The sequence below is a fragment of the Mucilaginibacter sp. SG538B genome, from assembly GCF_013376065.1.
GTDB lineage: Bacteria > Bacteroidota > Bacteroidia > Sphingobacteriales > Sphingobacteriaceae > Mucilaginibacter > Mucilaginibacter rubeus.
The window spans coordinates 1,029,151-1,055,057 of the sequence record NZ_JABMJI010000002.1; the positions used below are offsets into that span (position 1 = coordinate 1,029,151).

Here is a 25,907-nt window from a genome sequence, read left to right on the forward strand (position 1 = left end):
CAATAAACATACAATTACTTTATGAAGAGACTATTGCCCGCGCTGCTATTACTGGCAGCGGCCTGCAAACAAAAAGAATACAATGCCGATATGCTGGTAAAAAACGCGGTTGTGTACACCGTAGATAGCAATTTTACAACAGCAGGCGCATTTGTAGTAAGCGGAGGAAAGATACTTGCAGTAGGCAATGCCGATTCCCTTGAACAAAAATACAACGCCCGCGAGGTAGTTGACGCGCAGGGTGCCGCGGTTTATCCCGGCTTTATTGACGCCCATGCCCACTTTTATGAATATGGTATGGGCCTTCAGGAAGTAAACCTGGTAGGCACCCACAGCTGGCCCGAAATTATTGACTCGGTAAAAGCTTATGCCGAGCGTAATACCGATGGCTGGATCATCGGTAACGGCTGGGACCAAAACGACTGGACAAATAAACATTTCCCCGATAAGGCAAAGCTGGATTCGCTATTTCCGATGAGGCCGGTGATCCTTAGCCGTGTTGACGGGCACGCCGCCATAGCCAATCAGGCCGCACTGAACATTGCCGGTGTTAAACCGGGGCAAACCATTAACGGCGGCGAAATAGAAACCAGTAACGGGAAACTTACCGGTATTTTGGTTGATAACGCGGTAGGTATAGTTACCCGTAAAATCCCGGAACCTACAGCTGCTATTATAGATACAGCCTTGCTATCGGCACAGAAAAATTGTTTTGCCGCTGGCCTAACTACAGTTGATGATTGCGGGCTGCCTTATACCATGGTAAACACCATTGCCGAGCTGCAAAATAAAGGCGACCTGAAAATGCGCCTGTATGTGATGCTGGCCGACCGACAGGAGAATTATGATTACCTGTTTAAGAAGGGAGTTGTTAAAACACCCCGGTTAAATGTAAGGGCTTTTAAAGTTTATGCCGATGGCGCCCTCGGTTCAAGAGGGGCCTGCCTGCTAAAACCTTATGCCGACTCGGCCAAATGGAGCGGCTTTTTGTTGAGTAACCCAAAGCATTTTGAAGAAATAGCCCCCAAAATAGCGGCCCGCGGTTTCCAGATGTGTACCCATGCCATTGGTGATTCGGCAGTGCGGGTAATGCTTAAGATTTATGCGGCTAATTTAAAAGGCAAAAACGACCTGAGGTGGCGTATCGAGCATGCGCAGATAGTATCGCCGCAAGACCTGGACATGTTTGGCCAATACAGTATTATCCCATCGGTACAGCCTACGCACGCGACATCAGATATGTACTGGGCCGGTAAAAGACTGGGCCGCGAACGGCTTAAAACGGCTTATGCCTATAAACAATTGTTAAAGCAAAACGGGGGGCTCCCTTTGGGTACCGATTTCCCGGTTGAGAACATTAATCCGCTTTATACGTTCTATGCAGCGGTTGAGCGCAAAGATTTGAAAGGTTTTCCGGAAGGTGGTTTTCAGCCTGAAAACGCCCTGAGCCGGATTGAAGCATTAAAAGGAATGACCATTTGGGCAGCCAAAGCCAATTTTGAAGAAAAAGAAAAAGGCAGCATCGAGCCCGGTAAATACGCCGACTTTGTGATACTGGATAAAGATATTATGAAAGTAAAAGGCAGCGAGATCCCGGCAACCAAAGTGACCCAAACCTATATAAACGGAGTTAAAGTATATGATAAAAAATAAATGGGGCCGTGTTCCTTTAGTACTATTAGGGTTTGCATTATTTAATACCGCTTGTGCTCAAAATCCGCCGTTAACAGGACAGGCATTCATTGCCGAAGAAAGGTTGGTTGGCAATTCTACTGTGTTGCTTAACAATGCCTCATACCTGGTGCCGCTGCAAAAGCTGGAGGATTTGAAAATTGCCAGTGTGCATTTCAATAACCAGTACGCCGCCGTTTTTGATAGCTTGCTTAATAAATATAACAATGTACAGCTATTTGATGGCGCTACTTATTCGGGCAATAAAACGCTGGCCAATCTTACTTCCGACCTGAAGTTTTACAACACCATTATAGTACAGGTAAATGATGCCGATTTAAGCAATCCGGATGTGATTGATTTTATCAGCACCAATCAAAAAAACAAGAACATAGTTGTAGCGGCTTTTGGCAGCGGTTCGCTATTGAGCAAGCTTGATGTTATAACCGCCCCCGTGATCTGGACAGAACGAGTATCCGAGGTGTCGGCCATGTACAGTGCCGAAGCTATATTCGGCGGGGTAAGTATCTCTCAAAAATTAGCTAAAAACTACAGTGCGGTTTATAAAACCGGGATGGGCTTTACTACCGAGAAAACGAGACTGCAATATACTGTTCCTGAAGAAGCCGGCATAAATGCTGCTAACCTGCAGGGAATAGATAAAATAGCACAGGAAGCCATCCGTGAGCATGCCACCCCCGGCTGCGTGGTATTGGTTGCTAAAGATGGTAAGGTGATATTTAATAAAGCTTACGGTTATCACACCTATGATAATGTGATCCCAGACAAGCTGACCGATATTTTTGACCTTGCCTCCATGACCAAAGTATCGGCAACTACCATGGAAACCATGCAGCTTACCGACCAGGGTAAATTAAGCCTGGAGAAAACCCTTGGCGATTATATTCCCCTTGCCCGTAAAAGCAATAAAAACGACATCCGGATCCGCGAAGTGCTGCTGCACCAGGCAGGCCTGATTCCCGATATCCAGTCGTTTGAAAAGGTAAAACCGACAGATCACAGTACCGATTCGTCTGCAGCTTACCCAACAAAAGTATCTGATCATTATTACCTGCGTAAAGACTATTATAAAGATGTAATGCTGCCCGACATGCTGAATTCTCCGCTGAAAACACGGGGACAGTACGTGTATAGTGATGTAAGCATGCTTTTTATGCAGGAGGTTGTTGAAAACATTACCGCCGTACCGCTCAACGTTTATGTACAGCAGCATTTTTATACTCCGCTGGGGATGCAAACTGCAGGCTTCTTACCCTTATATCGCTTTACGCCCGACAGGATAATCCCTACCGAAAACGATAAGGAGTACCGCATGTCATTACTGGATGGATATGTACATGATCCAACTGCAGCGCTTTTAGGCGGTGTTGCCGGGCATGCCGGTCTGTTTGGCAGTGCCAATGATGTGGCTATATTATACCAGATGGTTTTAAACAAGGGGAGCTATGGCGGTGCCCAATATTTTAAGCCGGAGGTTGTTGACCTGTTCACCTCCAAACAATCGCCGGTGAGCCGCCGCGGACTGGGCTTTGACCGCTGGGACCCGATAGCCGAAAGACATTATCCTTCAAAACTGGCATCAGATCAGGCTTTTGGACATACCGGTTTTACAGGCACCTGTATCTGGGTTGATCCTAAATATAACCTGGTATATGTATTCCTGTCAAACAGGGTGAACCCCTTGGTGTCCAGTAAATTGGGCAGCCTTAATATCAGGCCGAAGATTCAGGACGTGGTATATGAGGCTATTGCGAAGGGTCTTTGATTTCGAATACCGAATATTCGATTTCAGTTTTGGCCTTATTTGCTTCCTTTTACAAATGTTATATCGTAATGCTATTTATCAATGCAGATAAATGGAGTTGTGCATAATGATGTCTCCAACTATCCGACTCTTTAAGAGCCAAAAGCAATGACAATAATTGAAGGCGACGTTCCCACTGTGCAAGATTATTTCGATGGATATGCGTAAAATTAAACTGATGTAATGGTGAGGTTTCATCGGAAGTAAGATACCCAATAATTACATGGTCTTCATACTTGGTGATAAGTACGCCGGTTACCACACATTTACGATTTTCGGGCCTGGTAAATTTTACAAATTCATTGGCATACCTGGTAGCTTTCTCTCCATTGGGGGCGACATTTACACAATCAATATGAACAGGGCTATCAGAAAACACAAATAGTTCATCATTCCGATTAGGAACAAAATGCGGGAACCCTCTATAAGGAGTATCTTCGGTAATCACTTTGTCGCATAAAAAGCATGTTGACTTGCCGACTAAAATAAGCGCCATGTTTATTTTTTTAATAGTAAGTACTCCGATCTAATATCGAACTAAAAATTCTAAATTTATATGATTCCGAAATCTCAATCAGAACGATGCGCTATTTCACGATCCTGCCACCGGCCGAGCTTAAACCTTATGTAAGATTTTACTGGGTGTTGGAGCATGAGCTGGAGCCGGATCATTCGTCATATATTTATCGCTCTGTTGCTGATGCCTGTACCGAATTGGTATTTCACTACCGTTCATCGTTTAATGAATTGAATGAGAAGAATGAGCAAAGCCCAAGCTTATCAGGCATTCAATTTCAAACTACACAATACCGCAGGTTTATAACTGCCGAAAACTTTGGCATTTTTGGCGCCTATATTTATCCTTTTGCAGTGCCTTATTTTTTTAACATCCCAAGCAGCCAAACCAGTAACCTCGCATTTGATTTCGATACATTTTTAAGCCGGCCGGGCCGGGAGCTGGAAGAGCAGATCATGGTAGCCGCAAATAACTATAAACGGGCAGAGATCCTGTCTGCATTTTTAATAGCCCGGTTACGTCAAAGTGTATTGAAAGATGACCGCATAGCAGTAGCGATTAGGGATGTGATCCATAATAAACAACACAGAACGGTTGCTCGACTGGCTGATGCTTATAATTTATCGGCACGGCAGTTCGACCGTAAATTTAAGGAGTCCGCGGGCTTTAGCCCTAAAACGTATATGCGGCTGGTGCGCCTTCAGGATGCCCTGACTCAATATAATGCAAATAAAACATTAACGCAGATAGCGCTGGAATGCGGATATTACGACCAGTCGCACTTTATTCATGACGTGAAGGAGTTTACTGGCTATCATCCGGGTTTTTATTTTTCAGGCAAGGCCGAGGGAACTGAATACCGGAATGCATAATGTCTGGTTTTTACAATTTTGAGAACAGGGGGACAGCTAATTTTGAGAAAAAAACAAATTATGGCAACAATACACATCCCCGAAAATTACCAGGCTGTCATGCCTTACCTCATTGTTAAAAACGGCGCTCAGTTTATCGGGTTTACCCAAAGTGTTTTTGGCGCAACCGAACAATTTAAAACCATGCGCGATGAACACACCATTATGCACGCCGAGATTAATATAAACGGCAGCACCATCATGTTTGCCGATTGTACCGATACTTACCAACAGCAAAATGCAGGTATGTTTGTATACGTAGAAAACTGTGACGAAACTTACCAGAAGGCCCTTGATAACGGAGCCGAAAGCATCATGTCGCCGGCCGATCAACCATACGGCAGGAGCGCAGGGGTAAAAGATCCGTTCGGAAATACATGGTGGATTACTAACCCGTTATAAATAATTTGAATAATTTATGGAAATCACACAGCGCCTGCATCTTATCCATAAAATTACAACCATGAAAAATCTTTTAACTGTTTTAGTGTGTCTGTTTTATGGAACTACCGCTTTTGCTCAGACAGTCCTACCTCAAACGCCACGGCCGCAAAGTAAATCAGCTCAACCTTTGCAGGCAAAGCCAGATACCGACAAAGCTTTGTTAAACCCCAATCAAAGCCCCTCGTTTAAAGACACAACTAATACATATAAAAGCTACCAATCTAAGTCTCCCGCCGATTCCTTATACCGCCATTTACCTGATGCAAAGGAACGGCAGCCATTAATTATTGTTAACTCCAAAATCATTACTGGTCTTGGCCATATAAATCCAAATGATGTTACCTGGTTGACAGTTTTTAAAGACAAGGATGTTCCGGCAAACGTCGCCAACCTGAGCAGGTTTGGTATAATAATGATAACCCTTAAAAAAGGAGTGAAAATTGAAACAAATACTTTTGACGATATAAAAAGGAGGTTTGGAGTAAGTGGCAATGTGAGGTTTGCTGTTGACGGCTATTTTGTTGACGATGAAAGTATGCTCATTTCGGCGCAGGACATCAACGAAATAAATCTAACCTGGAAAAAGAATAAAAATAGGGCGCCGGATGTAACGATCAACATATGGATGCTGGCGCCTGAAGCCCGCAAAGGCACTGTTGCCGGAAGGCGCCCAACTGATAAACCCGGTGAAATTTATATAAGGGGATTGGTATCAAAATAATTTTATTTCGGATAAAATCTTTTCCTTTGCCCGTCGTCATACATTAATATATGTACGCTTTTATTTTAGCATTACACTCCCTTACCCGCTGGTTTGTTTTGGCCAGCCTGCTTTTTGCCCTTTATCGCGCTTACAGCGGATGGCTTACTAACAAAAACTATTCAAAATTTGACGACCGCGTGCGGGTTATTACCACCAATATTGCTCATATCCAGCTAACTATTGGGCTTTGGTTGTATTTCATCAGCCCGATAGCCAATTACTTCATCAGCCATTTTAAAGAGGCGGTGCACGAGCGGCAGATCAGGTTTTTTGGTATGGAACACGTTACCATGATGCTGATCGGCATTACGCTGATCACCATTGCCTCATCAAAAGCCAAACGAAAAACACTTGATAAGGACAAATTTAAAATCACGGCCATTTGGCTAACCATTGCCCTGCTGGTTATTTTAAGTTCCATCCCCTGGTCGTTTTCACCATTGATCAGCCGCCCGTTATTCAGGCCGTTTTAAAGCACAGGACTTTTAAAATGGAGAGGTCAGCTTATTTTAGGGCGAGCCACCTTACTCCGCAACGTCAATCACCAACTTACCGTTCGTCTTACCATTCTCTAAGATCTCGTGGGCTTGATTGGCGGTAGCCAATGTAAATGTACGCTCATCCACCAGCGGAACAATTTTGCCGGCCTCAGCAAGTTTTGTAGCCTCCTGCATAATTTCACCATGATGTTTGCGGCCTCTACCGGTGAGCATCGGCATCAAAGTAAACACCCCGGAATATGTAGCTCCCCGGAATGATAAGGGCGCCAGCTTATGCTCACCCCAACCCAGGCAGCTTACCACATGACCGGTATAATAACGTACCGCATTAAATGATGCATCTAAAGTGGCTCCGCCCAGGGTATCATATACAATGTCAAACCCTTCGCCGTTAGTATAATTGTTCACATATTCGTCAACAGTTGAGGCACGATAATCGATAAAAGTAGCGCCAATGCTTTCAATATATTGCTGCTGGGCCGCGCTGCCGGTAGCATATACATCCGCGCCAAAGGCTTTCGCTACCTGAACCGCTAAATGGCCAACGCCTCCGGCACCACCATGTACCAGCACTTTTTGTCCCTCACGCACATTTGCTCTGTCTACGAGGCCTTCCCAGGCAGTAATAAAGTTAAGCGGCATCGAAGCCGCCTGTCTGAAACTTAAGTGAGATGGTTTAATGGCAAGCAGGTCTGCATCAAAGGCAGCATATTGCGCGTAAGTACCCTGTAGCCTACCAATACCACCGGCAAGGCCATACACTTCGTCGCCAGGTTTAAAAGTATTTACATCAGCACCAACTGCTTCAACTATGCCGGCAAAGTCCATCCCTAAAATGGCAGGTAAGGGCTGCCTGGCATGCCCCCCTTTACCTGTACGGATCTTATTATCCAATACGCTGACGCCACTGGCTATAATACGCACCAGTACCTGGCCTTTGGAGGCAATTGGGCGGTCAACTACGGTTATTGTGAAAGGCGCATTTGCTTCAGGAGCGATAAGGGCCTGCATTGTTGTATTTTGAGTTTCCATTGTGTTGTTGTTTAATTACAATACAAAATTATACAAGGAGGCGGCCATATTCCTTGTACAATCCCTCGTAACATTTGTACATTTACACTATGGTAAAAGATAATTTATACCAGCCTTTTGAAGTTGTTTTGCGCGAACCACTCAGCGCCTGTCCCCGCAGCGAACACTCACACAGCTTTTTCGAGTTTATTTATATCATAAGCGGCACCGGAAAGCAGTGCATAAACAAAAGCAAGTTTACCTATAAACCCGGTCACCTGTTTTTACTTACACCTGATGATTCACATTATTTTGAGATACTAACCGAAACACAGTTTCTGTTTATCCGTTTCAACCCACTTTACATTAAAGATCGCGGCCTTAGCAGCGAAACAGCCGAGCATCTCAATTTTCTGCTAAAAAACGCAGGCCAGGCACCGGGATGCATATTAAAAACCGATGAAGACAAAGCCGTTGTAAAACCCATTATGCAGGCCATCATCAGTGAAAAAGAAAAAAAAGGGCTTTACAGTAAAGCGCTCCTTCAGCAATATATCAATACGGTTATAGTAATCGCCGCTCGTAATGTGGCTATGAGCATGCCCGATGATGTTAGTGAGAACACCGAAGAAAAAACGCTTGATATCCTGCAATACATCCAGGCCAACATCTACTTCCCCGAAAAACTAAAAGCTAAAGTCATAGCCGATAAAGCCGGAATCTCTGAAAACTACCTTGGTCAGTATTTTAAAAAACATACCGGCGAAACTATGCAGCAGTATATCATCAATTACAAACTCAAGCTGATTGAGAACCGTTTACTGCACAGCAACATGCGTATGGTTGAAATTGCCAACGAGCTTGGTTTTAATGATGAAAGCCACCTGAACCATATTTTTAAAAAATACAGAAGTATGAACCCTTCGGATTTTAGGAAAGCGGGAGGAGAATTGAATGCCCTTGTTTAATACGTTAGAGCTCGTCATTTTTATATTAACGCCCCGATAAACACAAGAATTATATTTTAAAAATCACCATGAATTGAAAATTTGATTAAAATATCTTCAAAAATTTCAAAATAATTTGCTTTTTTATCAAAAACACTTCATAAATTACAATTCTGAAAGATAACTGATTGTCAATTTTTAATTTATTGTAATTTTTTCATGGAAGAATCAGCTTATTTTGACAAATATAGCCCAATTGATAATGTTTGGGACGAAATGTATGGCTTGGACGCTAATGTTCGGGAACATTACCGTAAAGTTATTGACTACATTTCAAAGGAATCGGCCGACGACCTGAACAAAAAGGAGGAGCTTGCCAAGCGCCTTTTCATGAGCCAGGGCATCACCTTTACCGTTTATAACAGCGGCGAAGGCATTGAAAAGATCTTTCCTTTTGATATTATCCCCCGTATCATCACTGCCGATGAATGGGCTTTTGTTGAGCGCGGCATCAAGCAGCGCCTTAACGCGCTTAATTTATTTCTGAAGGATATATACCATAATCAGTTTATTGTAAAGGACGGCATAGTACCTATTGATATTATTTATTCGTGTCCGCACTTTCTGCGCGAGATGTACCAGCTCCAGGTGCCTTATGATATTTATGTACATATTTCGGGCATCGACCTTATCCGTGATGAAGACGGCACTTTTTACGTGCTCGAAGATAACCTGCGCACCCCATCGGGCGTAAGCTATATGCTCGAGAACAGGGAGATCACCAAACGCTTATTTCCCGACCTGCTGCCGCAATGCAGTGTGCGCAGCGTTACCGAATATCCGTCAATACTATATAAAAACCTGCTGGCGCTTTCACCCCGGCAGATCCATAACCCAACTATTGTTTTACTTACGCCAGGTATTTATAATTCGGCCTATTTTGAGCATACCACGCTGGCCCGCCTGATGGGGGTTGAATTGGTAGAAGGACGCGACCTGGTAGTGAACAACCATAAAGTGTACATGAAAACCACCACCGGGCTGCAACAGGTTGATGTGATCTACCGCCGGGTGGACGATGAGTTTCTCGATCCCCTGGTATTTAACCCGGCAAGTATGCTTGGCGTAGCAGGCCTTATGGGCGCTTATCGCAAAGGCAATGTAGCCATAGTAAATGCAACAGGCACTGGCGTGGCCGACGATAAGGCGGTTTATGCGTATGTACCGGATATGATCCGCTATTATCTGAACGAAGAACCCATACTCAAAAACGTACCAACACACCAGTTAGGCAATCCGGATGAACGCGAAATGGTATTTAAAAACCTCAATAAAATGGTGGTTAAAAAAACCAATGGCAGCGGCGGCTACGGGATGCTGATGGGACATGCGGCAAGCGAGCAGGAAATAGACGAGTATAAAAAGGAAATCCTGAAAGATCCGCGTAACTTCATAGCACAGCCAACCATCAGTCTTTCGGCGGCGCCATGTTACATGCAGGGCGAACTGAAGCCACGCAGGGTTGATTTAAGGCCATACGCGCTGTACGGCCCCGATGGCATTGAGATAGTACCCGGCGGTTTAACCCGTGTGGCTTTAAAAGAAGGTTCACTGGTGGTAAACAGTTCGCAGGGTGGCGGCAGTAAGGATACATGGGTGTTAGCCTGAGTGGTAAAAGGCTTTTAAATCAAAAATAAAAAACAAGAAGGATGCGGAGCCAAGTAAATCCGAAATTGAACATCCTAATTCCGAAATTCAGATCATATGTTAAGCAGGGTTGCAGCAAGTTTTTATTGGTTAAGCCGTTACATTGAACGCAGCGATGGTATGCTGCGGATGCTCAAAATTAATTATGCGTCATCGCAGGATACGGTGCAGGAATTTACCTGGGAGCCCGTAATGAGGATTTTTGCCGGGCTAAACGCCGGCGAAGCCGAAAAGCTGGACAACGACAGCCGGTCGGTTTTAAAGTATATGGTTACCGGGAAAAATAATCCTAATTCCATACTCAACATCATTACACTGGCACGAGAAAACGCCCGCGGTGTACAGGAGCACATCACCAAGGACCTTTGGCAATGCCTTAATGAATATTACCACACCGTAAAAGATCCTCGGCTGGAACGCGCCCTGCACCGGGAAGACCCGATAGGGGTACTGGACGTGCTGATAAAACAAGTAATGCTTTATTACGGCACAGTGGAAATAACCATGGAACGCGGCGAAGGCCGTGCATTTATGAACATTGGCAAATACCTGGAACGGGCCATCCAGTCGGTGGATATTTTGGATACTAAATTCAGCTCGATAAGCGACAACCCCGATCTGCTTACGGATACCACTTACTGGAAACACCTGCTGCTTTCATTGGGTGGGTACGAACTGTATTTAAAAACCTATCGTGAGGGGTTTGAGGCCGAAAATGTTTTGGAGCAGGTTGTTCTGAACAACGATTTTCCGCGCTCGGTTATTTATTCGGTAAATAATATTCAGCGTTATTTCGACAGATTGAAGAATGACAGCAATGCCGATGACTACAGGGAAATGTCGTTTCAGATAGGCCGGTTGCAAAGCCGCATAAAGTATAGTTCGGTAAAAAGTATCAAGCAGGAGGGCTTGCACTTGTTCCTCACCCAGATCAGGAGTGAGCTATACGGCATAGGCAATTCATTAAACCAGCATTACTTTGCTAATTCATGATCACAATTTGAAGATGTTTTGATTTGAAGATTTGAAAATGCCAGTCTATCTTTTCATTTTCAAATTTTCAAATCCTCAAATTAAAAAATTAAAAAAATGCCTGAATTTAAGATCCAACATATCACCAAATACACTTATGAAGGCCCTGTTCGTGACAGCGCCAACCAAATCATCCTGTTCCCGATAAAAGATGAATACCAGGAAGTGGTAAAACAGGAGCTAAATATAACAGGCAGCCCGGTAGTTGATACTCATATCGATTACTATGGCAACGAGGTTGGCAGTTTCACCTACAGCGACCAGCATAACATGCTGGTCATTAACTCAAAGCTGGTTGTTATTACCCGCCAGCGCCCCCTTCCGGTTAATGATATTTTTCCGGAGCAGCAATGGGAGGATCTTAAGCGGCTTCAATACATGGTGCCCTATATTGATTTTTTAAAGCAGGAATATTTTGAAGGCCTGCCCGAGCTACAGGAAATAGTTGAGCAGGAACGGCGTAAAGATGAAACGCCCTTTCAGATAGCACTTCGTTTTTGCGGCTGGGTTTATAAAAATTTTGAGTACATCAAAGGCGTTACCACTGTTGAAACTACACTGGATGAAGTATGGAAGCTTAAAGCCGGCGTTTGCCAGGATTTTGCCCATATATTAATGGTGATGCTCCGCCAGCTTAAAATACCATCCCGTTATGTAAGTGGTTATATCTGTACCCATAGCAGCGCTATGCGCGGCGAGGGAGCAACCCATGCCTGGGCCGAAGTGTATGTGCCCGACTATGGCTGGCTTGGCATCGACCCTACAAATAACTGTATTGCCAATGAAACCCACGTACGCCTGGCTGTGGGCCGCAATTTTTCAGATTGTTCGCCGGTTAAAGGTGTTTATAAAGGCGCCTACGGCCACAAGCTAGAAGTGTCAGTAATTGTTGACGATGCAGATACTATTGTTTTTGAGGATAAAACCCACGAATCGCCGGCAATGCACACGGTAGCCGAATTTCCTAAAAACAGCTATCAGCGATATATGGAGATCATTCAGCAGCAACAACAACAGCAACAGTAGATTAGTTGGCAGTGGCAGTTTTCAGTGGCAGTTGGCAGCGGAGAAATTGTTGTCACACCAACAACGGTATAGGGAATCCCTTATTCAGGTAAATCAACGTTCAGGCTTTGATAAAAAGCAACAAGGCCCGGTGCTATTACATGTACATCGTGCTGTTCTTCAATTAAACGGCGGGCGTTGAGGCCAATATTACGGCAAAATTCTTCGTCGGTAATACAGCGTTCAATGGCATCATAAAACTCCTGCCGGTTATTAGCAATAAGGATATTAGTGCCATTGGTAAAATTGATGCCTTCGGCACCTAATGAGGTAGAGATAATGCATTTTTCCATCGCCATACCCTCTACTATTTTAACCCGCATGCCACCGCTTGAAAGCAAGGGCACCACCATAATAGCCTTACTGTTCACAAACTCAGAAGCATCGTCAACCTCACCCTGGATAAAGATCTTTCCCATCGCTTCGTACTCATCAAAGCTATCGGGGATATTATGCCCGGCAACATAAAATTTTACGCGGAGGTCGCCCTCGGTAAGGTCTTTATAAAAATTCTCAATAAACCATTCAATCCCTTCCCGGTTGGGCATCCAATCTAACGAACCTAAAAAAAACAAACTTGGGAATTCCGTTTTATTATAGTCCGGCTTATAATCGGTCAGGGAAATACCTACCGGAAAAATATCAACCGGAATGGTAACACCGTAGGATAACAGCGTTTTTTTATCTTCATTGGTAAATACAGCAATGGCATCAAATTTATTAAGCTGCTGCAGTTCATAATCTTTCACCCGGCGGGCCAGCAAATGCAGGTACCACTTCTTAAACAGGTCGCTTTTTCGTTGTGCCAGCCTCATCCATACCTGGTGTTCAATATTATGCGACCGGTAAATCAACCTGGCTTTGGTATGCTTACGCATAGCGGCCAGGTAAGGCGTTACAAACAGGCCTTCAAACTGGATAACATCGTATGATGTCTGGCGCAATTCGCGTAGCAGGAGTTTTTCAAATTCGGCATTGTAATAACGATCAACGTCGTTTGATTTTTTGCTGAACAGATTGGTTATGGAATCAAGTACAGATATATTAATGTTAATGTCATATGATGTGTACCTGATCTTCTGCATTAGCTCATCTTCGTCTGTTTGTACACTACCATGATATCTTTTCCCGTTTAAAGCCACCAATGCAACTTCATGCCCAAGTGCAATCAGCCCTTTTATGGTATTGCAAACCACAATAGCGTAACCGCCATTCTGCGGAAATGGGACACGATGTGTTAAAATTAGGATCTTCAAACGGTGGATTTGGTTTTTAACAAAAATACCATCCTGAACGTGGTATTCAAAACTTCATTAAAAAATACTTAACTGCGGATCGGTAACCCTGAAAGTGCGGCGGTGATAGGGCGTAAAACCAATCTTCATTACGGTTTCGCGGTGCCTAATGGTTGGATAGCCTTTATTGGTATGCCATTCATATTCCGGGTGTTCGGCCGCTATTTGCATCATATAATCGTCGCGGTAGGTTTTGGCTAGGATAGATGCAGCCGCTATGCTGAAATATTTTCCATCGCCTTGTATAATACACTCATGTGGGATGTTCCGGTATTTTTTGAAGCGATTGCCGTCGATGATCAGAAACTGGGGTTCAAGATGTAATTTTTCGATGGCCCGGTGCATGGCCAGGAATGACGCGTTGAGAATATTGATCTCATCTATCTCCAGATTATCAACAGATGCTACGGCATAAGCCACCGCTTTTTCCTCAATTTCGGCCCGAAGCTGGTACCTTATCTCTTCAGTAACTTGCTTAGAATCGTTTAGCAGGTGATGATCAAAATCAGGCGGTAAAATAACTGCGGCGGCAAAAACAGGCCCGGCCAAACATCCGCGTCCCGCTTCATCGCATCCTGCTTCCAAAAATTCGTACTGGTACCTGGCTGATAACATCCGGCAAATATAATAAGAGTTGTAAACGTGTTAGTAAAACAATTAGTATGATGAGTTTTTCAACATGTGGTTAACGCATCCTTTGCTTAAAAAATTTTTAGCGTAAGCAGGGTAATATCATCAATAGGCTTGCTTTTATAAACGTTGCTCAAATAATCCAACAGCGCCTGGTTAAAATTATCGGGCGATAGCTCGCCATGCGCAAGCACAAAATCAAGTAATTTATCCTCATTCCATATTTTGGTGCTGGGCGATTCAAAATCCATGAGCCCATCTGTATAGTTAAAGATCAGGCTGCCGGGCTCCACATCAACTTCGCCCTCGTTTAAAAAAGGCAGATCTTCAAAAACCCCAATCATGGTGGTACCCAGTTTAAGTGGAATGGCCCCGCCTTCTGAATAAAGTATAGTTGGGTTGTGCCCTGCATTGATATAATTAAGCCGCCGTTTTTTTTGATTATATCGCGCAAGGAACAGGGTGATAAACCGTTCGCCTTTGGTATTGCTGAGCACGATCTTGTTTAAACGGTCAATAATATTGGTCAAATCATCCTCAACCGCCGCCCAGGCATGCAGGCTGGCCTGGAAATTGGCCATCAGCAAAGCAGCCGAAATACCCTTACCCGATACATCGGCAATACACCATAAAAACTCATGCTCATTAAGGCGGATAAAATCAAAATAATCACCGCCTATGTTTTGATGCGGAAGATACTTAGCCCCGATCTCCACACTGTCGTCTTTATGCTCACGCATGGGGATCAGCATATTCTGCACTTCTACGGCAAGCTCCATCTCGCGCAAAAAACGTTCTGATTGCAGCCGTTCGCGGAAAAGTTTTTTATTTTCAAGTGCCACAATGATCACGTTCATCAGCGTTTGGATGAAATTGAGATCATTATTAAGCATCTCGCCCGAGGTATTAAAATCGCCGATAAGGGCGTAGGCAAGTGCCTTGCTTTTGTGATATACCGGGATAAAGTAATTATATTTTTTAAGGACAGGGTCGCGGTGCCCGGCAATAGCTATAGGTGCTTTAACCTTACTCAGCTTTTTACACGCACGGGCCAGCACTACCGACGATTCAACGTCGCCGCCATACTTGGCTATACAGGCAAATTTATCATCTTTTTCAATCAAAAACCTGAGTTTACCTACCTGCAAATAGTTTTGCAGGATAACTTCCAGCATTTGAATGAGGATAGGAGTAGCGGTGTTTTTGTTTATGGCCCGCGTAATTTCCAATAAAGAATTTAATTCCGACTGCCGTTTGAGCAAAAGCCTGATCAATTCGTCTTCGCCGGAACCGTCGTCTATATTCAGCATATTGATATAAGTACGCTGACTAAAATAGAAGAAATAATTTTTAAATACGAGTACTTTGTGATTTTATATCAAAGGCATCGCGCAAGCCAACAGTAACCAGGTTAAAAGCATAAACCAGCAGCATAATGGCCATACCAGGAATGATAGCCAAAAAAGCCGAGTCCATAACAATATATCCATAATGCTCCTTGATCATGCCGCCCCAGGTTGGCATAGGCGGTTGTGCGCCAAAACCCAAAAAGCTAAGCCCCGCCTCTAAAAGTATAGCCGAGGCAAAATTTGAGGAGGCCAAAACCAGTATTGGCCCGGTTATGTTGGGCAAAATATGTTTCGCTATAATACGCTTGTTGCTAAAACCCAATGCACGTGCAGCCTCAATGTACTCCACCTGTTTAAGGCCCATTACCTGGCCGCGCACCAGGCGCGCCACTTCAACCCACATGGAAAGGCCAACGGCTATAAATATTTGCCATAGTCCTTTACCCAGCGCAAATGATATGGCGATCACCAGTAACAGGGCAGGCAGCGCCCATAAAATATTCATCAGCCAGCTTAATGATGAATCAACCCATCCTCCAAAATAACCCGCTACAGCACCTACAGTTACGCCCAGCAGCATACTGATGATAACCGACATCAAACCAACAGCGAGCGAGATCCGTGTGCCCAGCAGCAGGCGGCTTAGCATATCCCGGCCATAACCATCAGTACCAAGTAAAAAGGTTTTAGCCCCAATATTCTCCTCCCGTAAGCGGGCTTCAAACTTTTGATAAACAGCCGGGATTGCAGGCAGGGCAATTGTTTGGCCGTTATAATTAAAAATAACCTTCCCGTTTTTATAAACCGGCTTTTGCCCGGTCATTACCTCAAAAATATTGTAGGCTTTTTTCTCGGGCTTATCTTCATCGCCAATATATCCGTTAACGTAAATAGAATCTTTAACGAAATGATACCCCGTAACAGGAACTTCTTTATAAAACGATGGCTGCCCATACAGCATCCTGCTGAACAAATTTACAGTATCAACAGCCTCCGCTTTCCTGAGCTTTAACATCATATAGGTTGAGCCTGGCTTTTTTATACTGAGCTGTATGACCATATTATTGGCCAGGGGCGTATCATCGGGCATAATGAGGTAGCCCAGTATCGCAACAAGCAGCGTAAGCAGGATAAATGCAAGTCCGCCTAAAGCAATTTTATTACGCTTAAAAACACGCCAGGTGCGTTTTGCTGGTGTAATTTCGGCCAATGTGTTAATAGTTCATGTGTACTGGCTAAATATCGCTTAAATAGGTGCAATTAGCAATAAGGACGGCTTTCTTTACATTTAGATAGCCGAAAGCTCAAAGCGGAAAGCTGAAGGCCGAAAGCATAAAGCTTACGAGCCAGGCACGACTAAATCCAGTACATCTGATCTGCTTTGGTTAAGCCCCAATTTCAGCTTTATGCTTTTAGCCTTGAGCTTTTAGCTCCTAATTATGCCTTTTAGCTCATTTAACGATTCTGCCTTTCCAGGCATACTTCTTATTTTTTCCTAAAAAACCGATAATGACGAAATAAAGGATATTAAGCGGCAAAACAAAGCTTACATACCAAAGTAGTTCACGCCGTTTTAAGAAGTTCATGATCGGTGTCATGTATAACAAGTCTATCGCATATTTAATTCCGATAGTAAGCAAAAACAATTTCAGGAAACAGCTATCGAAAATACCCAGCACGGCGGTTAACAATAGCATAAAATTACACAGCCAGATACTGAGCGCAAAGGCAACCATTTTTTTATTTTTGTACTTGGTCGATTTTGATGCCCAGCGGCGCCTTTGCTGCATAAACTCTTTTAAATTAGGCTTTGCGTGGGTATATACAATTGCCTCGCGCCGTTTTAAAAAGGCTATCCTGCCGGGATAACGTTCTCCAACCTTGTGCAATAAAAGTTCATCATCGCCCGAGGCCAGATCATCGATGCCGGCAAAGCCGCCTACTTCATAAAATACATCTTTACGATAAGCAAAATTTGCCCCGTTACAGGTGGCAGCAAAACCATGACCTAAAAACGCGCCCCCCATACCAATAAGCGATGAAAAATCAAGTGTTTGCATGCGCTCAAATACCGATTGCTCCTGGAAATAAGTTACCGGCGAAGAAATCATAACCAGGTCATGCTGCTCATAAAAGCCAACTATAGTACGCAGCCATTGATTACCCATACGGCAATCAGCATCCGTTGCTACCATTAAGTCGCCTGTTGAAAGTTTAATGGCTTCGGCTATCGCTTTCTTTTTATAGGAGTTAAGTGTTTCACCAAGCTTAAGTTGCAACAGCTTTACGCCCTGTGCCGCATAACTGCTGATGATAGCTGCGGTATTATCGGTTGAATGGTCGTCAACAATAATGACCTCCACCAGGTGTTTGGGATAATCCTGGGCCAAAATATCTTCAATGGTAAGGTGAATCTTTTCTTCCTCGTTACGGGCCGCAATAAGCACAGTAACTTTGGTGCTAAATGTTTGGGCGATAACCGGAGGGGTGGTGACCTTTGCCCAGCCTATCCGGAGATAGATGAGCAACAGCACATAAAGCCCTATGGAAAATAATGAAATAATACTAATCAGCGCGGTCAAAAGAATTTGAGTTTTAAAACAAAAAACGATCCTAAAATAGCAGGAATAAATAAATTAATAAGCCATATTGACGATACACCGGCTATTACGGCGATATTTTGATCGGTTACATACACAAACAGGTGCGAAGCAGTGAAGCCGCGTACACCAATATCAAAAAGATCAAGCGATGGGATGGCTGATGATACCACGAAAAACAGCATCAGCATCAGCATCATCGGTACAACAACCATATGCGGCATCAACAACAGAAAAACCAGAAAATACTGCATTGAAAACGTGATATACCGCGCAATGCTAAAACCCATGATCTTGATAAGCTCGTGGGTGTGATACCGGCCCATTACTTCAAAAAAGCGGTGATATTTTTTGATGAACGGAACCCTGTCAAGCAAAGTAACCGCCCACTTGATATGAAAATAAAATATCAGCTGCATAGCTGCAATTACAACGCCGATAGCAATTACCCCCCAGGCCAGCAATAAATTGGCATGAATAAAATTGACTACGAACCAGGTCATGGCTATTACGCCCAAAACATTGGTTACCGAACCCTGGCTAAATGAACCTACGCCCATAGCAAAAATACCCGGAATACGTTTGCGGGGCGGCAAAAACATAACGCGGCCGCCATATTCGCCCAGCCGGTTTGGTGTGGTTACTGCCCAGGTAAGGCCGCAAAAAACCGCCTCAACAGCTTCCCATAATGAAATATTGATTAATGTTTTGGTTACGTAGCGCCATTTAAGCGCTTCCAGAAACCAGTTCAAAAACATCAATATAACCACCAGCCCCATAACAATAACAACATGGGTAGTACTTATTTGCGATGCGAAATGTTCAAACTGCTTTAGGTCGTTATTCTTTTTGTTGAACTGCCGGTAAATAAACCACCCTGCAATTATCAATATACCGGCCTTAAGAAGATACGAAACAACCTTTTTAGCAGAGCGTGTCAAATAGATAAATTTTATGCAATGTTACAAAAAAATGGGGCATGCTAAAGCTTGCCCCATACAACACTGCACGGTTAATTTTGTTTACTTCAATCTCGCCTTTAAAAACTCCAGCGTATTTGCATACGCGTCCTTCGTAGCATCGCTGTTATAAATAGGATTGCTCGGGTTTGCAAAACCATGGTCGGCATCGTACTGGTGCAGGTAAAACTTTTTTCCGGCGGCTTTCATATCAGCATCAAATTTAGCTACAACCTTAGGGTTAATCCACTGATCTTTATTGGCGAAGTTCCCCAGCACATCGGCGTTTAAGGTTTTTAGTTTATTTACATCCTGCTCGGGCATGCCATAATACATTACACAAGCTACCGCCTTTTTACCCGCAAGTAAGCTGGTTTGCAAACTCCACCCGCCGCCAAAGCACCAGCCAATAGTAGCGATATGTGCTTTGGGGCCGGCATATGCTATGGCTCCGTTTACTATAGCACGGGCCCTGTCGTCATTTACCGCCTGCATAAATTTACCCGCGTCTTCGCGTGTGGTAGCTACCTTGCCGTCGTATAGGTCAAGGTCAATGATGTTGACGTTACCCAGGTCATTATATAGCTTTTCCGATTCTTTTTTTACATAGTCATTAAGGCCCCACCATTCGTGTATCACCAATAAATAATTATTAGTAGGCTTTTTGGCTTTCATGAAAAATGCTGATGCCTGTTTACCATCCGGCGTTTTGTAGGTGATGGCCTCGCCGATACTGCTTTGAAAGCGGATTGGCAAAGGATTTTTGTGCGACATTTTGAACCGGGTATCGGAGGCCAGCATGGCAAACTGCTGTGTTGCCGATGGATTACTGCAGCAAACTATTTTGCGCTGCGCAGAAGTTATAGTGGCTATGCCGATAAATAATGTAAATAAGAGCAGTTTTTTCATAGGGTTCAATTTTATGTTAATTAACGCTGATGTGCGTTAAAACAATTACGTTGATAATATAGTTTTAGTTGCGGGGGTTAATGTGATTAACCGGCATAAATTTACGATAATGCATACACAATTACCTAAAATTTAATGCACGCCTGTTTATTATCCATTGAATCTTATGTGGGTAAAAGCACGTATATAATAATTATCAACATATATTAATATGCCTGTCCCGCCAATTCCTGATAATGAAATGGAAAGGCTTTTAAGCCTTTCGGAGTTTGATCTTGATTATACCGAACACAAAGACAGTTTTAAGGACCTGGCCAAGCTGGCAGCCAAGGTTGCCGGTACGGAGGTTTCGTTGGTTAACCTTATCGACTCCTATACCCAATGGAGCATCAGTGGCCATGGTTTAGAAATCGAACAAATGCCGCGTGAGGATTCGGTTTGTCAGTATACTATTATAGCCGGAGAGTATTTTGAGGTTGAAGATTTACGGAATGACGAACGTTTCCGGGATAAATTTTATGTAACCGACGGACCCAAATTAAGATATTATTATGGCATACCGCTAAAGGTAGGCGACGATCATAATATCGGGGCCTTATGTGTGCTTGATAAAAACGTTAAAGAACTCACTCCCGAAAAGGTTGAACTTTTAAAGATCATTGCTAGTGAAATACTAAGCAGGTTAAAAGACCTGAAAGTAATTAACAAACTAAAAAGTAAGCTTGCTGAAGCCAGCGAAATTCAAAAAAAGGTGGCTCATGATATCCGCGGGCCGTTAAGCGGGATCATCGGCCTCGCCCAGCTGATCAGCGAACAGGGCGAGGCAAACCAGATAGAAGAAGTGCTGGAGTTTACCAACCTGATCCATAAAAGCGGGCGGTCGATACTGGAGCTTGCAGATGAGATCCTGAGTGCTGATAAAAACGATCATAAACGCATATCCAATGGGGCGGAATTTAACCTGCTGGTATTTAAAGATAAAATTGAACGGCTTTTTATTCCACAAGCCCGCAATAAAAACATTTTGCTTACGGTTACAACCTCATCCGAATCGGAGCGAGTTCCCTTTGCCCGGAATAAACTATTACAAATAACGGGGAACCTTATCTCAAACGCCATAAAATTTACTCCGGCCGGCGGTTATGTTAGTGCAGACCTGAGCCTCGAACCGAACGACCATACCCATATACTGCAAATCCAGGTGAAGGACAGTGGTGTTGGCATAGATGAAAAAGGTATCGAAAAAATACTGAAAGGCAATGCAGCGTCAACAGCAGGCACAACTGGCGAAGCCGGCTTTGGCTTTGGGCTGGCATTAGTAAAACATCTGATTGAAACCCTTAAAGGGACAATCAGTATCTACTCAAAACCTGGCGAAGGGACTGTATTTGAGGTAAGGCTGCCGCAAAAAATGCAATAATAAAAGAACCTGTCCGGAGAATAATAGGGCATAAAGATTTGCGTAGGCAAAAAAATCCCTAAATAAGTTATTTTCCTGAAGGTAGATTATAGATGCAATGCTTAAGGTAAAATACCGGCCTAAAAGTCCGGTATTTTACCTTAGATTATATTTTTACCAGCTTTTGCCGCCGCCGCCACGGTTATCTCTTGAATAGCCGCCACCGCCACCGCGGTTGCCGCCACCGTAACCACCGCCGCCACGGTTACCACCACCGTAGCCACCGCCACTGCTTCTGCGGTCACCGCCTGGTTTTTTCTCTTCTGCCTGGCTTACTGCAATTGATCTTCCTTTAACTTCAGAACCGTTTAGGCCGCTTATAGCTTGTTGTGCTGCCTCATCATCTGCCATTTCAATGAATCCGAACCCTTTGCTTCTTCCTGATTCCCTGTCAATAATAATTTTTACGGAGTTAACTTCACCATAAGCTTCGAAAAGCTGCTTTAAATCGGCTTCCCCTAAAGAAAAAGGAAGACTTCCTACGAATATGTTCATTAATATTTAGTTTTTAATGGGCATGCTTTGTTAATTACCCACGTTTTGTTAACATCAAATATAGTAATAGATATTTGATGATTACTGCATGTTTATGTGAATGAATGCTTTTATTTTAAAAAAAATTATTTTTTTGCCCCTTTTGAGGAAATAAATGGTGAAAGCCAACCCATTAATACAAAGGCCAATCCGTTTTGTTTTGAAAATATAGTGTTTTCGTAAAATAAATATAGAAAGAATGGGCCGCCCGTATTTTTTTAATATTAAAGTAACATAAAGTTATTTTCCGAAGATAAATCGGTATTAAAAACCTAAACAACCGACTCAATTTTATAGCGTTTTCCATTTAGCGCAAACTCATCTCCGGCTTTTTTGCCGTTAAGTAAATTGCCTATTGGAGATGCGGGCGAAACCGCGAAAAATGTTTTGCCATTGAGTGTCAAAACACCGGCGCTAATGGCCAGGTAAAAATTGCCGTTATTGGTAATTATCACACTACCAGGTTCCGCATGTACCGGTGCACCGGTGGTACCAATCCGGTTTAAGGCTACCAACAGCTTATTTGCCTCATTTAGCTGCGCCATATTGCGGTTGGTTTCCTGCTGCGCCATTTCGCGCCCGGTTTCATATTTATCGCCGGCACTGCTTTTAGTATCATCAGTCGACGACTTTTGTGCATCGGCTATGGCAAGCTCTGTGGCTTCCATAATTTTACGCACGTGATTAACACATAACTGGTGTAATTCTTTCTTCAAATCGTTCATTAAGGTTATAAACAAAAAACTAAAGTAGGGAAAAAGACCAGGTAAAATAACATTGGGATTAGAGAAATCACGTATGAAATAACTCGATCCGCTTTTTCTCATATTGAAAAATTTCCACACAAATACTTTGCAAGTCCTCCACAATTAATCGAATTACACGAATCTTAAATTGATTCAATTCGTGTAATTCGATTAATATGTAAAAATTAGTGTAAAAATTTATCATTTATCGTCTTCAAATCGACTGCGGTTTAAAAGCGATTTTCCTATTTGGGCTTTTGTTTATTTTTTCTTGATTGCTTTCATATTTTTATAAAAACCCATACTACTAATCATGATTGAGGAAATAGTCAAATCTTTTGAGGATACCAAGCAATTTATCAATGATCATATTAATTACCCCGTTAAACCCGGCATTTATGCCTTTTACCTCTCAGAAGCCGCCAACCTTTCGGTCTTCGGAATCGGCAGGCAATTAATTTACATAGGAATTGCAAAGCACAGCCTAAATGATAGAGATTTTAAACAGCATTTTAATTCTAAAAAAACGGGAAGTTCGACTTTAAGGCGATCTATCGGCGCTATTCTAAAAGAAGAATTAAAACTTAAAGCTATACCAAGGGGAGGAGTAAATGACACTAAAAGATTTCTCAATTACAAATTTATAAACGAACAGGAGCTAACAGATTGGATGATTTCTAATCTTCAAATAGGATATTGGCTACCCATCCGATTTTTAAGTTATGAGGAGTTGAGACTAATAGAAAGCGAGTTGACTAAAGTTTTAAAGCCAACGCTTGACCTTGATAAAAGGACAAGAAAATATAATCTTCTTGCAGATAAACTTGATTTGTTAAGACAATTTTGCAGAATAGAAGCTTCACAGCAAAAATAAAAGCCCCCTTGCACTCGCTGCTTGGGGGCTTTAAACCTAAACCTTATCACTATTTGCAGGCGTTAACCTACAAAGTAGATAAACGTTACGAAGTGCAATAATGGTATGTATGCCTAATTAAAACTGACAAAATAATGATATTCGCACATTACAAGCCAGTCCTTAGTGTATATTAACAGCCTCATCTACAGCTTACCGGCAAAAAATTTAAGGGTTGAAATAATATGTTTTGCCCAGTATGACCACTCGTGTCCGCCCTGGTTTTCCTCATAAACATGAGGGATCTTTTCCTTATCCAGCTTTTTATGCAGGTCACGATTGTAGTTAATCAGCAAATCATTGATACCGCAATCAAACCGAACAGGCGGCAGTTGGGCCCTGTATTTTTTAAATGTTGCAAACACATCTTCGTCGGCCACAATATCCTGGGCATAGGTTTTTAAGGGCTCGCCGGCAAAAAGTTTGATTTGCGGCAAGCTTGTTATAGATGAGAGGCCCGAGATAGCTTTAAATTTATGCCCGTATTTTGCGCCGATCCTCAAAGCGCCAAATCCCCCCATAGAGAGGCCAGCTATAAACAGCGGTGAATTTTCTTTTGCACCCGGAATATTCTCCATTACAGCCGTAGGCACATCCTCCGCTATCCACTGTTCAAAATTAAAGCCGCTATGCGGCAAATAACCTGAGCCATCGCCCCAAAGCCCGTCTGACGGCATGGCTAATATCATTCTTGGCAATTCGCCTTTTTCAATCAGCTCATTAGTTTTTAAATGAACGCCCCCGCTCATGGCCCAGCTCCAGGCGCTGCCATACACCCCGTGCAGCAATATTACAATAGGTAAAACCTCGTTTTTATTGGCTCCGGGCGGAACGTATACGCAAATATCACCCCGGCCCTTTAAATTGGGCGTTTTTACAGTTATAAACCGTAGCTGGTTACTTTCATATTGAGGATTGGAAATTTCTGTTGTTTTAAATGGCATGAGCTTTTTTAGTCGAACACGATAACCCCTTTGGCATTCCTGCCTTTCAGCATGTCGTCAAAAGCTTTATCAAGTTCGTTTATAGAATATGTACGTGTAATCATTTCTTCAAGTAATAAGTGCCCGCTGGTATAATGTTGTACTATATCCGGAAAATCAATTTGCGGGCGGCACTTACCATAAAGCGGGTTAAGGTAAATCTTATCCCATTCAAAAAGGCGCATATCAATGGTGATTTCCTGTTCAATTCCGCTTACCTGTACGGCCGTACCGGCATTGCGCACCATTGCTAAGGGGGCTGCACCTAATTCTGGGATGGCAGTGCATTCAAAAGCGTAATCTGCCCCGCAGGCACCGGTAAGTTTTTTTACTTCCTCGGCGGCTTTAAGCAGGCCTATATCATCTTTCGTGGCTAAAACAGTGTGTGTTGCACCAAACTTAACAGCCATTTCAAGCCGGGTGGGGTTAATATCAATAGCTATGATCATACCCGCGCCGGCAATTTTTGCACCTTGTATCACATTAAGGCCAACACCGCCGGTACCCAATACAACTGCTGATGAACCTGCTTTTAGCCTGGCTGCATTTACAACTGAGCCGTAGCCTGTCATCACCCCGCAGCTGATGATACTTGCAGCAGGGAATGACATGGTTTCCGATGTGTTTTTTACCACCGCCGACTCTTTTACCAAAGTATATCCGGCTATGGTACCAATATTAAACGACCTTAAAATGGGATCGCCATTAAGCGTTGTTCCGTCGAGACTGGCATGGCCCGGAGTGTAGCCATTGCCGCCGGCTGCAACCGGCGAGGCTACTTCACACAAATGCAGATTACCCTCCATGCACTGAAAGCATTTGCCGCAATGCATGGCCCAGTTTAAGATCACCTTATCGCCAGGTAGTACACTGCTAATATTTTTCCCAACCGAAACCACAATACCGGCACCTTCATGCCCTATAATGAGCTGCTTTCCCCAGCTTAACGAGTCATGATCGGTATGGCAAAGTCCCGCTGCTTTTATTTTAACCAGCACTTCATCATCTTTCGGCTCGTTCACCACAATATCCTGTATCGAAAAACCACCCTTTCCATTGGCAATAGCCGCCTTGCATATTATAGCCATAATTGGGGGATATGTTAAACGCTTTTCATACGCCGTTAAACCAGTTGAG

25 protein-coding genes are annotated in these 25,907 nt (G+C 43.3%); 12 read left to right on the top strand and 13 right to left on the bottom strand.

Translation table 11 applies throughout. The features are described from left to right. Positions 1–21 precede the first annotated feature (21 nt). Both FHW88_RS13950 and FHW88_RS13955 read left to right on the top strand, forming a co-directional pair. Complete coding sequence (locus FHW88_RS13950) at positions 22–1,653, top strand: amidohydrolase (protein ID WP_176626157.1); 1,632 nt, start codon at positions 22–24, stop codon at positions 1,651–1,653. Beyond that, positions 1,640–3,457 (top strand): serine hydrolase domain-containing protein, encoded by a 1,818-nt coding sequence (locus FHW88_RS13955; protein WP_176626159.1) that lies wholly within the window; start codon positions 1,640–1,642, stop codon positions 3,455–3,457. The genes FHW88_RS13950 and FHW88_RS13955 overlap by 14 nt, the downstream gene beginning before the upstream one ends. 58 nt (positions 3,458–3,515) lie before the next feature. Here FHW88_RS13955 and FHW88_RS13960 read toward each other — a convergent pair whose 3' ends face one another. Then, positions 3,516–3,992 (bottom strand): hypothetical protein, encoded by a 477-nt coding sequence (locus FHW88_RS13960; RefSeq protein ID WP_176626161.1) that lies wholly within the window; start codon positions 3,990–3,992, stop codon positions 3,516–3,518. Positions 3,993–4,078: 86 nt separating this feature from the next. Between FHW88_RS13960 and FHW88_RS13965 the strand changes: the two genes are divergently transcribed. The 4 genes from FHW88_RS13965 (at position 4,079) to FHW88_RS13980 (ending at position 6,604) form a co-directional block, all read left to right on the top strand. Then, positions 4,079–4,885, top strand: a complete 807-nt coding sequence (locus FHW88_RS13965) for a helix-turn-helix domain-containing protein (RefSeq protein WP_176626163.1) — start codon at positions 4,079–4,081, stop codon at positions 4,883–4,885. Between the two features lie 60 nt (positions 4,886–4,945). Next, positions 4,946–5,326: a VOC family protein gene (locus tag FHW88_RS13970; protein WP_208057686.1), complete on the top strand. Its 381-nt coding sequence runs from the start codon at positions 4,946–4,948 to the stop codon at positions 5,324–5,326. 61 nt (positions 5,327–5,387) lie between these two features. After that, a complete protein-coding gene (locus tag FHW88_RS13975; RefSeq protein ID WP_176626165.1) occupies positions 5,388–6,089 on the top strand; it encodes a hypothetical protein in 702 nt (233 codons plus the stop codon). A 50-nt stretch (positions 6,090–6,139) separates the two neighbouring features. Continuing rightward, complete coding sequence (locus FHW88_RS13980) at positions 6,140–6,604, top strand: hypothetical protein (protein ID WP_176626167.1); 465 nt, start codon at positions 6,140–6,142, stop codon at positions 6,602–6,604. 51 nt (positions 6,605–6,655) lie between these two features. On the opposite strand, the gene FHW88_RS13985 is transcribed toward FHW88_RS13980, so the two are convergent. Beyond that, complete coding sequence (locus tag FHW88_RS13985; protein ID WP_218117194.1) at positions 6,656–7,663, bottom strand: zinc-dependent alcohol dehydrogenase family protein; 1,008 nt, start codon at positions 7,661–7,663, stop codon at positions 6,656–6,658. A gap of 89 nt (positions 7,664–7,752) precedes the next feature. On the opposite strand from FHW88_RS13985, the gene FHW88_RS13990 reads away from it, so the two are divergent. From FHW88_RS13990 to FHW88_RS14005, 4 genes are all read left to right on the top strand, one after another. Beyond that, positions 7,753–8,610 (top strand): AraC family transcriptional regulator, encoded by an 858-nt coding sequence (locus FHW88_RS13990; protein WP_176626169.1) that lies wholly within the window; start codon positions 7,753–7,755, stop codon positions 8,608–8,610. Between the two features lie 198 nt (positions 8,611–8,808). Then, the gene (locus tag FHW88_RS13995) at positions 8,809–10,257 is read left to right on the top strand and encodes a circularly permuted type 2 ATP-grasp protein (protein ID WP_090532594.1); all 1,449 of its coding nucleotides are present in this window, start codon (positions 8,809–8,811) and stop codon (positions 10,255–10,257) included. A 96-nt stretch (positions 10,258–10,353) separates the two neighbouring features. Beyond that, entirely contained in the window at positions 10,354–11,289 is a 936-nt protein-coding gene (locus FHW88_RS14000; RefSeq protein WP_090532596.1) for an alpha-E domain-containing protein, read from the top strand. Between the two features lie 96 nt (positions 11,290–11,385). Next, positions 11,386–12,354: a transglutaminase domain-containing protein gene (locus FHW88_RS14005; protein WP_176626171.1), complete on the top strand. Its 969-nt coding sequence runs from the start codon at positions 11,386–11,388 to the stop codon at positions 12,352–12,354. A gap of 80 nt (positions 12,355–12,434) precedes the next feature. Here FHW88_RS14005 and FHW88_RS14010 read toward each other — a convergent pair whose 3' ends face one another. The 7 genes from FHW88_RS14010 to FHW88_RS14040 all read right to left on the bottom strand — a co-directional run bounded on the left by FHW88_RS14010 (position 12,435) and on the right by FHW88_RS14040 (position 20,135). Beyond that, a complete protein-coding gene (locus tag FHW88_RS14010) occupies positions 12,435–13,649 on the bottom strand; it encodes a glycosyltransferase family 4 protein (protein ID WP_176626173.1) in 1,215 nt (404 codons plus the stop codon). A gap of 57 nt (positions 13,650–13,706) precedes the next feature. Next, positions 13,707–14,303, bottom strand: a complete 597-nt coding sequence (locus tag FHW88_RS14015) for a ribonuclease HII (RefSeq protein WP_090532602.1) — start codon at positions 14,301–14,303, stop codon at positions 13,707–13,709. 86 nt (positions 14,304–14,389) lie between these two features. Next, positions 14,390–15,628 (bottom strand): PP2C family protein-serine/threonine phosphatase, encoded by a 1,239-nt coding sequence (locus FHW88_RS14020; RefSeq protein ID WP_090532604.1) that lies wholly within the window; start codon positions 15,626–15,628, stop codon positions 14,390–14,392. 40 nt (positions 15,629–15,668) lie between these two features. Next, entirely contained in the window at positions 15,669–16,877 is a 1,209-nt protein-coding gene (locus FHW88_RS14025; RefSeq protein ID WP_176626175.1) for an ABC transporter permease, read from the bottom strand. A gap of 241 nt (positions 16,878–17,118) precedes the next feature. Beyond that, the gene (locus FHW88_RS14030) at positions 17,119–18,249 is read right to left on the bottom strand and encodes a glycosyltransferase family 2 protein (protein WP_176626177.1); all 1,131 of its coding nucleotides are present in this window, start codon (positions 18,247–18,249) and stop codon (positions 17,119–17,121) included. Then, complete coding sequence (locus FHW88_RS14035) at positions 18,246–19,208, bottom strand: lysylphosphatidylglycerol synthase domain-containing protein (RefSeq protein ID WP_176626179.1); 963 nt, start codon at positions 19,206–19,208, stop codon at positions 18,246–18,248. The genes FHW88_RS14030 and FHW88_RS14035 overlap by 4 nt, the downstream gene beginning before the upstream one ends. A gap of 81 nt (positions 19,209–19,289) precedes the next feature. Continuing rightward, positions 19,290–20,135 carry a dienelactone hydrolase family protein gene (locus FHW88_RS14040; protein ID WP_176626181.1) on the bottom strand — a complete coding sequence of 282 codons (846 nt, stop codon included), beginning with the start codon at positions 20,133–20,135 and terminating at the stop codon, positions 19,290–19,292. Positions 20,136–20,346: 211 nt separating this feature from the next. Here FHW88_RS14040 and FHW88_RS14045 point away from each other — a divergent pair, with 211 nt between their 5' ends. Beyond that, a complete protein-coding gene (locus FHW88_RS14045; protein WP_176626183.1) occupies positions 20,347–21,555 on the top strand; it encodes a sensor histidine kinase in 1,209 nt (402 codons plus the stop codon). A 153-nt stretch (positions 21,556–21,708) separates the two neighbouring features. Here the strand turns inward: FHW88_RS14045 and FHW88_RS14050 are convergent, their stop codons facing one another. Continuing rightward, entirely contained in the window at positions 21,709–22,089 is a 381-nt protein-coding gene (locus tag FHW88_RS14050) for an RNA recognition motif domain-containing protein (protein WP_090532614.1), read from the bottom strand. A gap of 311 nt (positions 22,090–22,400) precedes the next feature. Continuing rightward, positions 22,401–22,853 (bottom strand): 3-oxoacyl-ACP synthase, encoded by a 453-nt coding sequence (locus FHW88_RS14055; RefSeq protein ID WP_176626185.1) that lies wholly within the window; start codon positions 22,851–22,853, stop codon positions 22,401–22,403. A 334-nt stretch (positions 22,854–23,187) separates the two neighbouring features. Between FHW88_RS14055 and FHW88_RS14060 the strand changes: the two genes are divergently transcribed. Next, positions 23,188–23,748 carry a GIY-YIG nuclease family protein gene (locus FHW88_RS14060; protein WP_176626187.1) on the top strand — a complete coding sequence of 187 codons (561 nt, stop codon included), beginning with the start codon at positions 23,188–23,190 and terminating at the stop codon, positions 23,746–23,748. Positions 23,749–23,933: 185 nt separating this feature from the next. On the opposite strand, the gene FHW88_RS14065 is transcribed toward FHW88_RS14060, so the two are convergent. Both FHW88_RS14065 and FHW88_RS14070 read right to left on the bottom strand, forming a co-directional pair. Continuing rightward, positions 23,934–24,731 carry an alpha/beta hydrolase gene (locus FHW88_RS14065; RefSeq protein WP_176626189.1) on the bottom strand — a complete coding sequence of 266 codons (798 nt, stop codon included), beginning with the start codon at positions 24,729–24,731 and terminating at the stop codon, positions 23,934–23,936. Between the two features lie 8 nt (positions 24,732–24,739). After that, positions 24,740–25,858, bottom strand: coding sequence for a Zn-dependent alcohol dehydrogenase (locus tag FHW88_RS14070; protein WP_176626191.1), 1,119 nt, complete (start codon positions 25,856–25,858; stop codon positions 24,740–24,742). Positions 25,859–25,907: the final 49 nt, after the last annotated feature.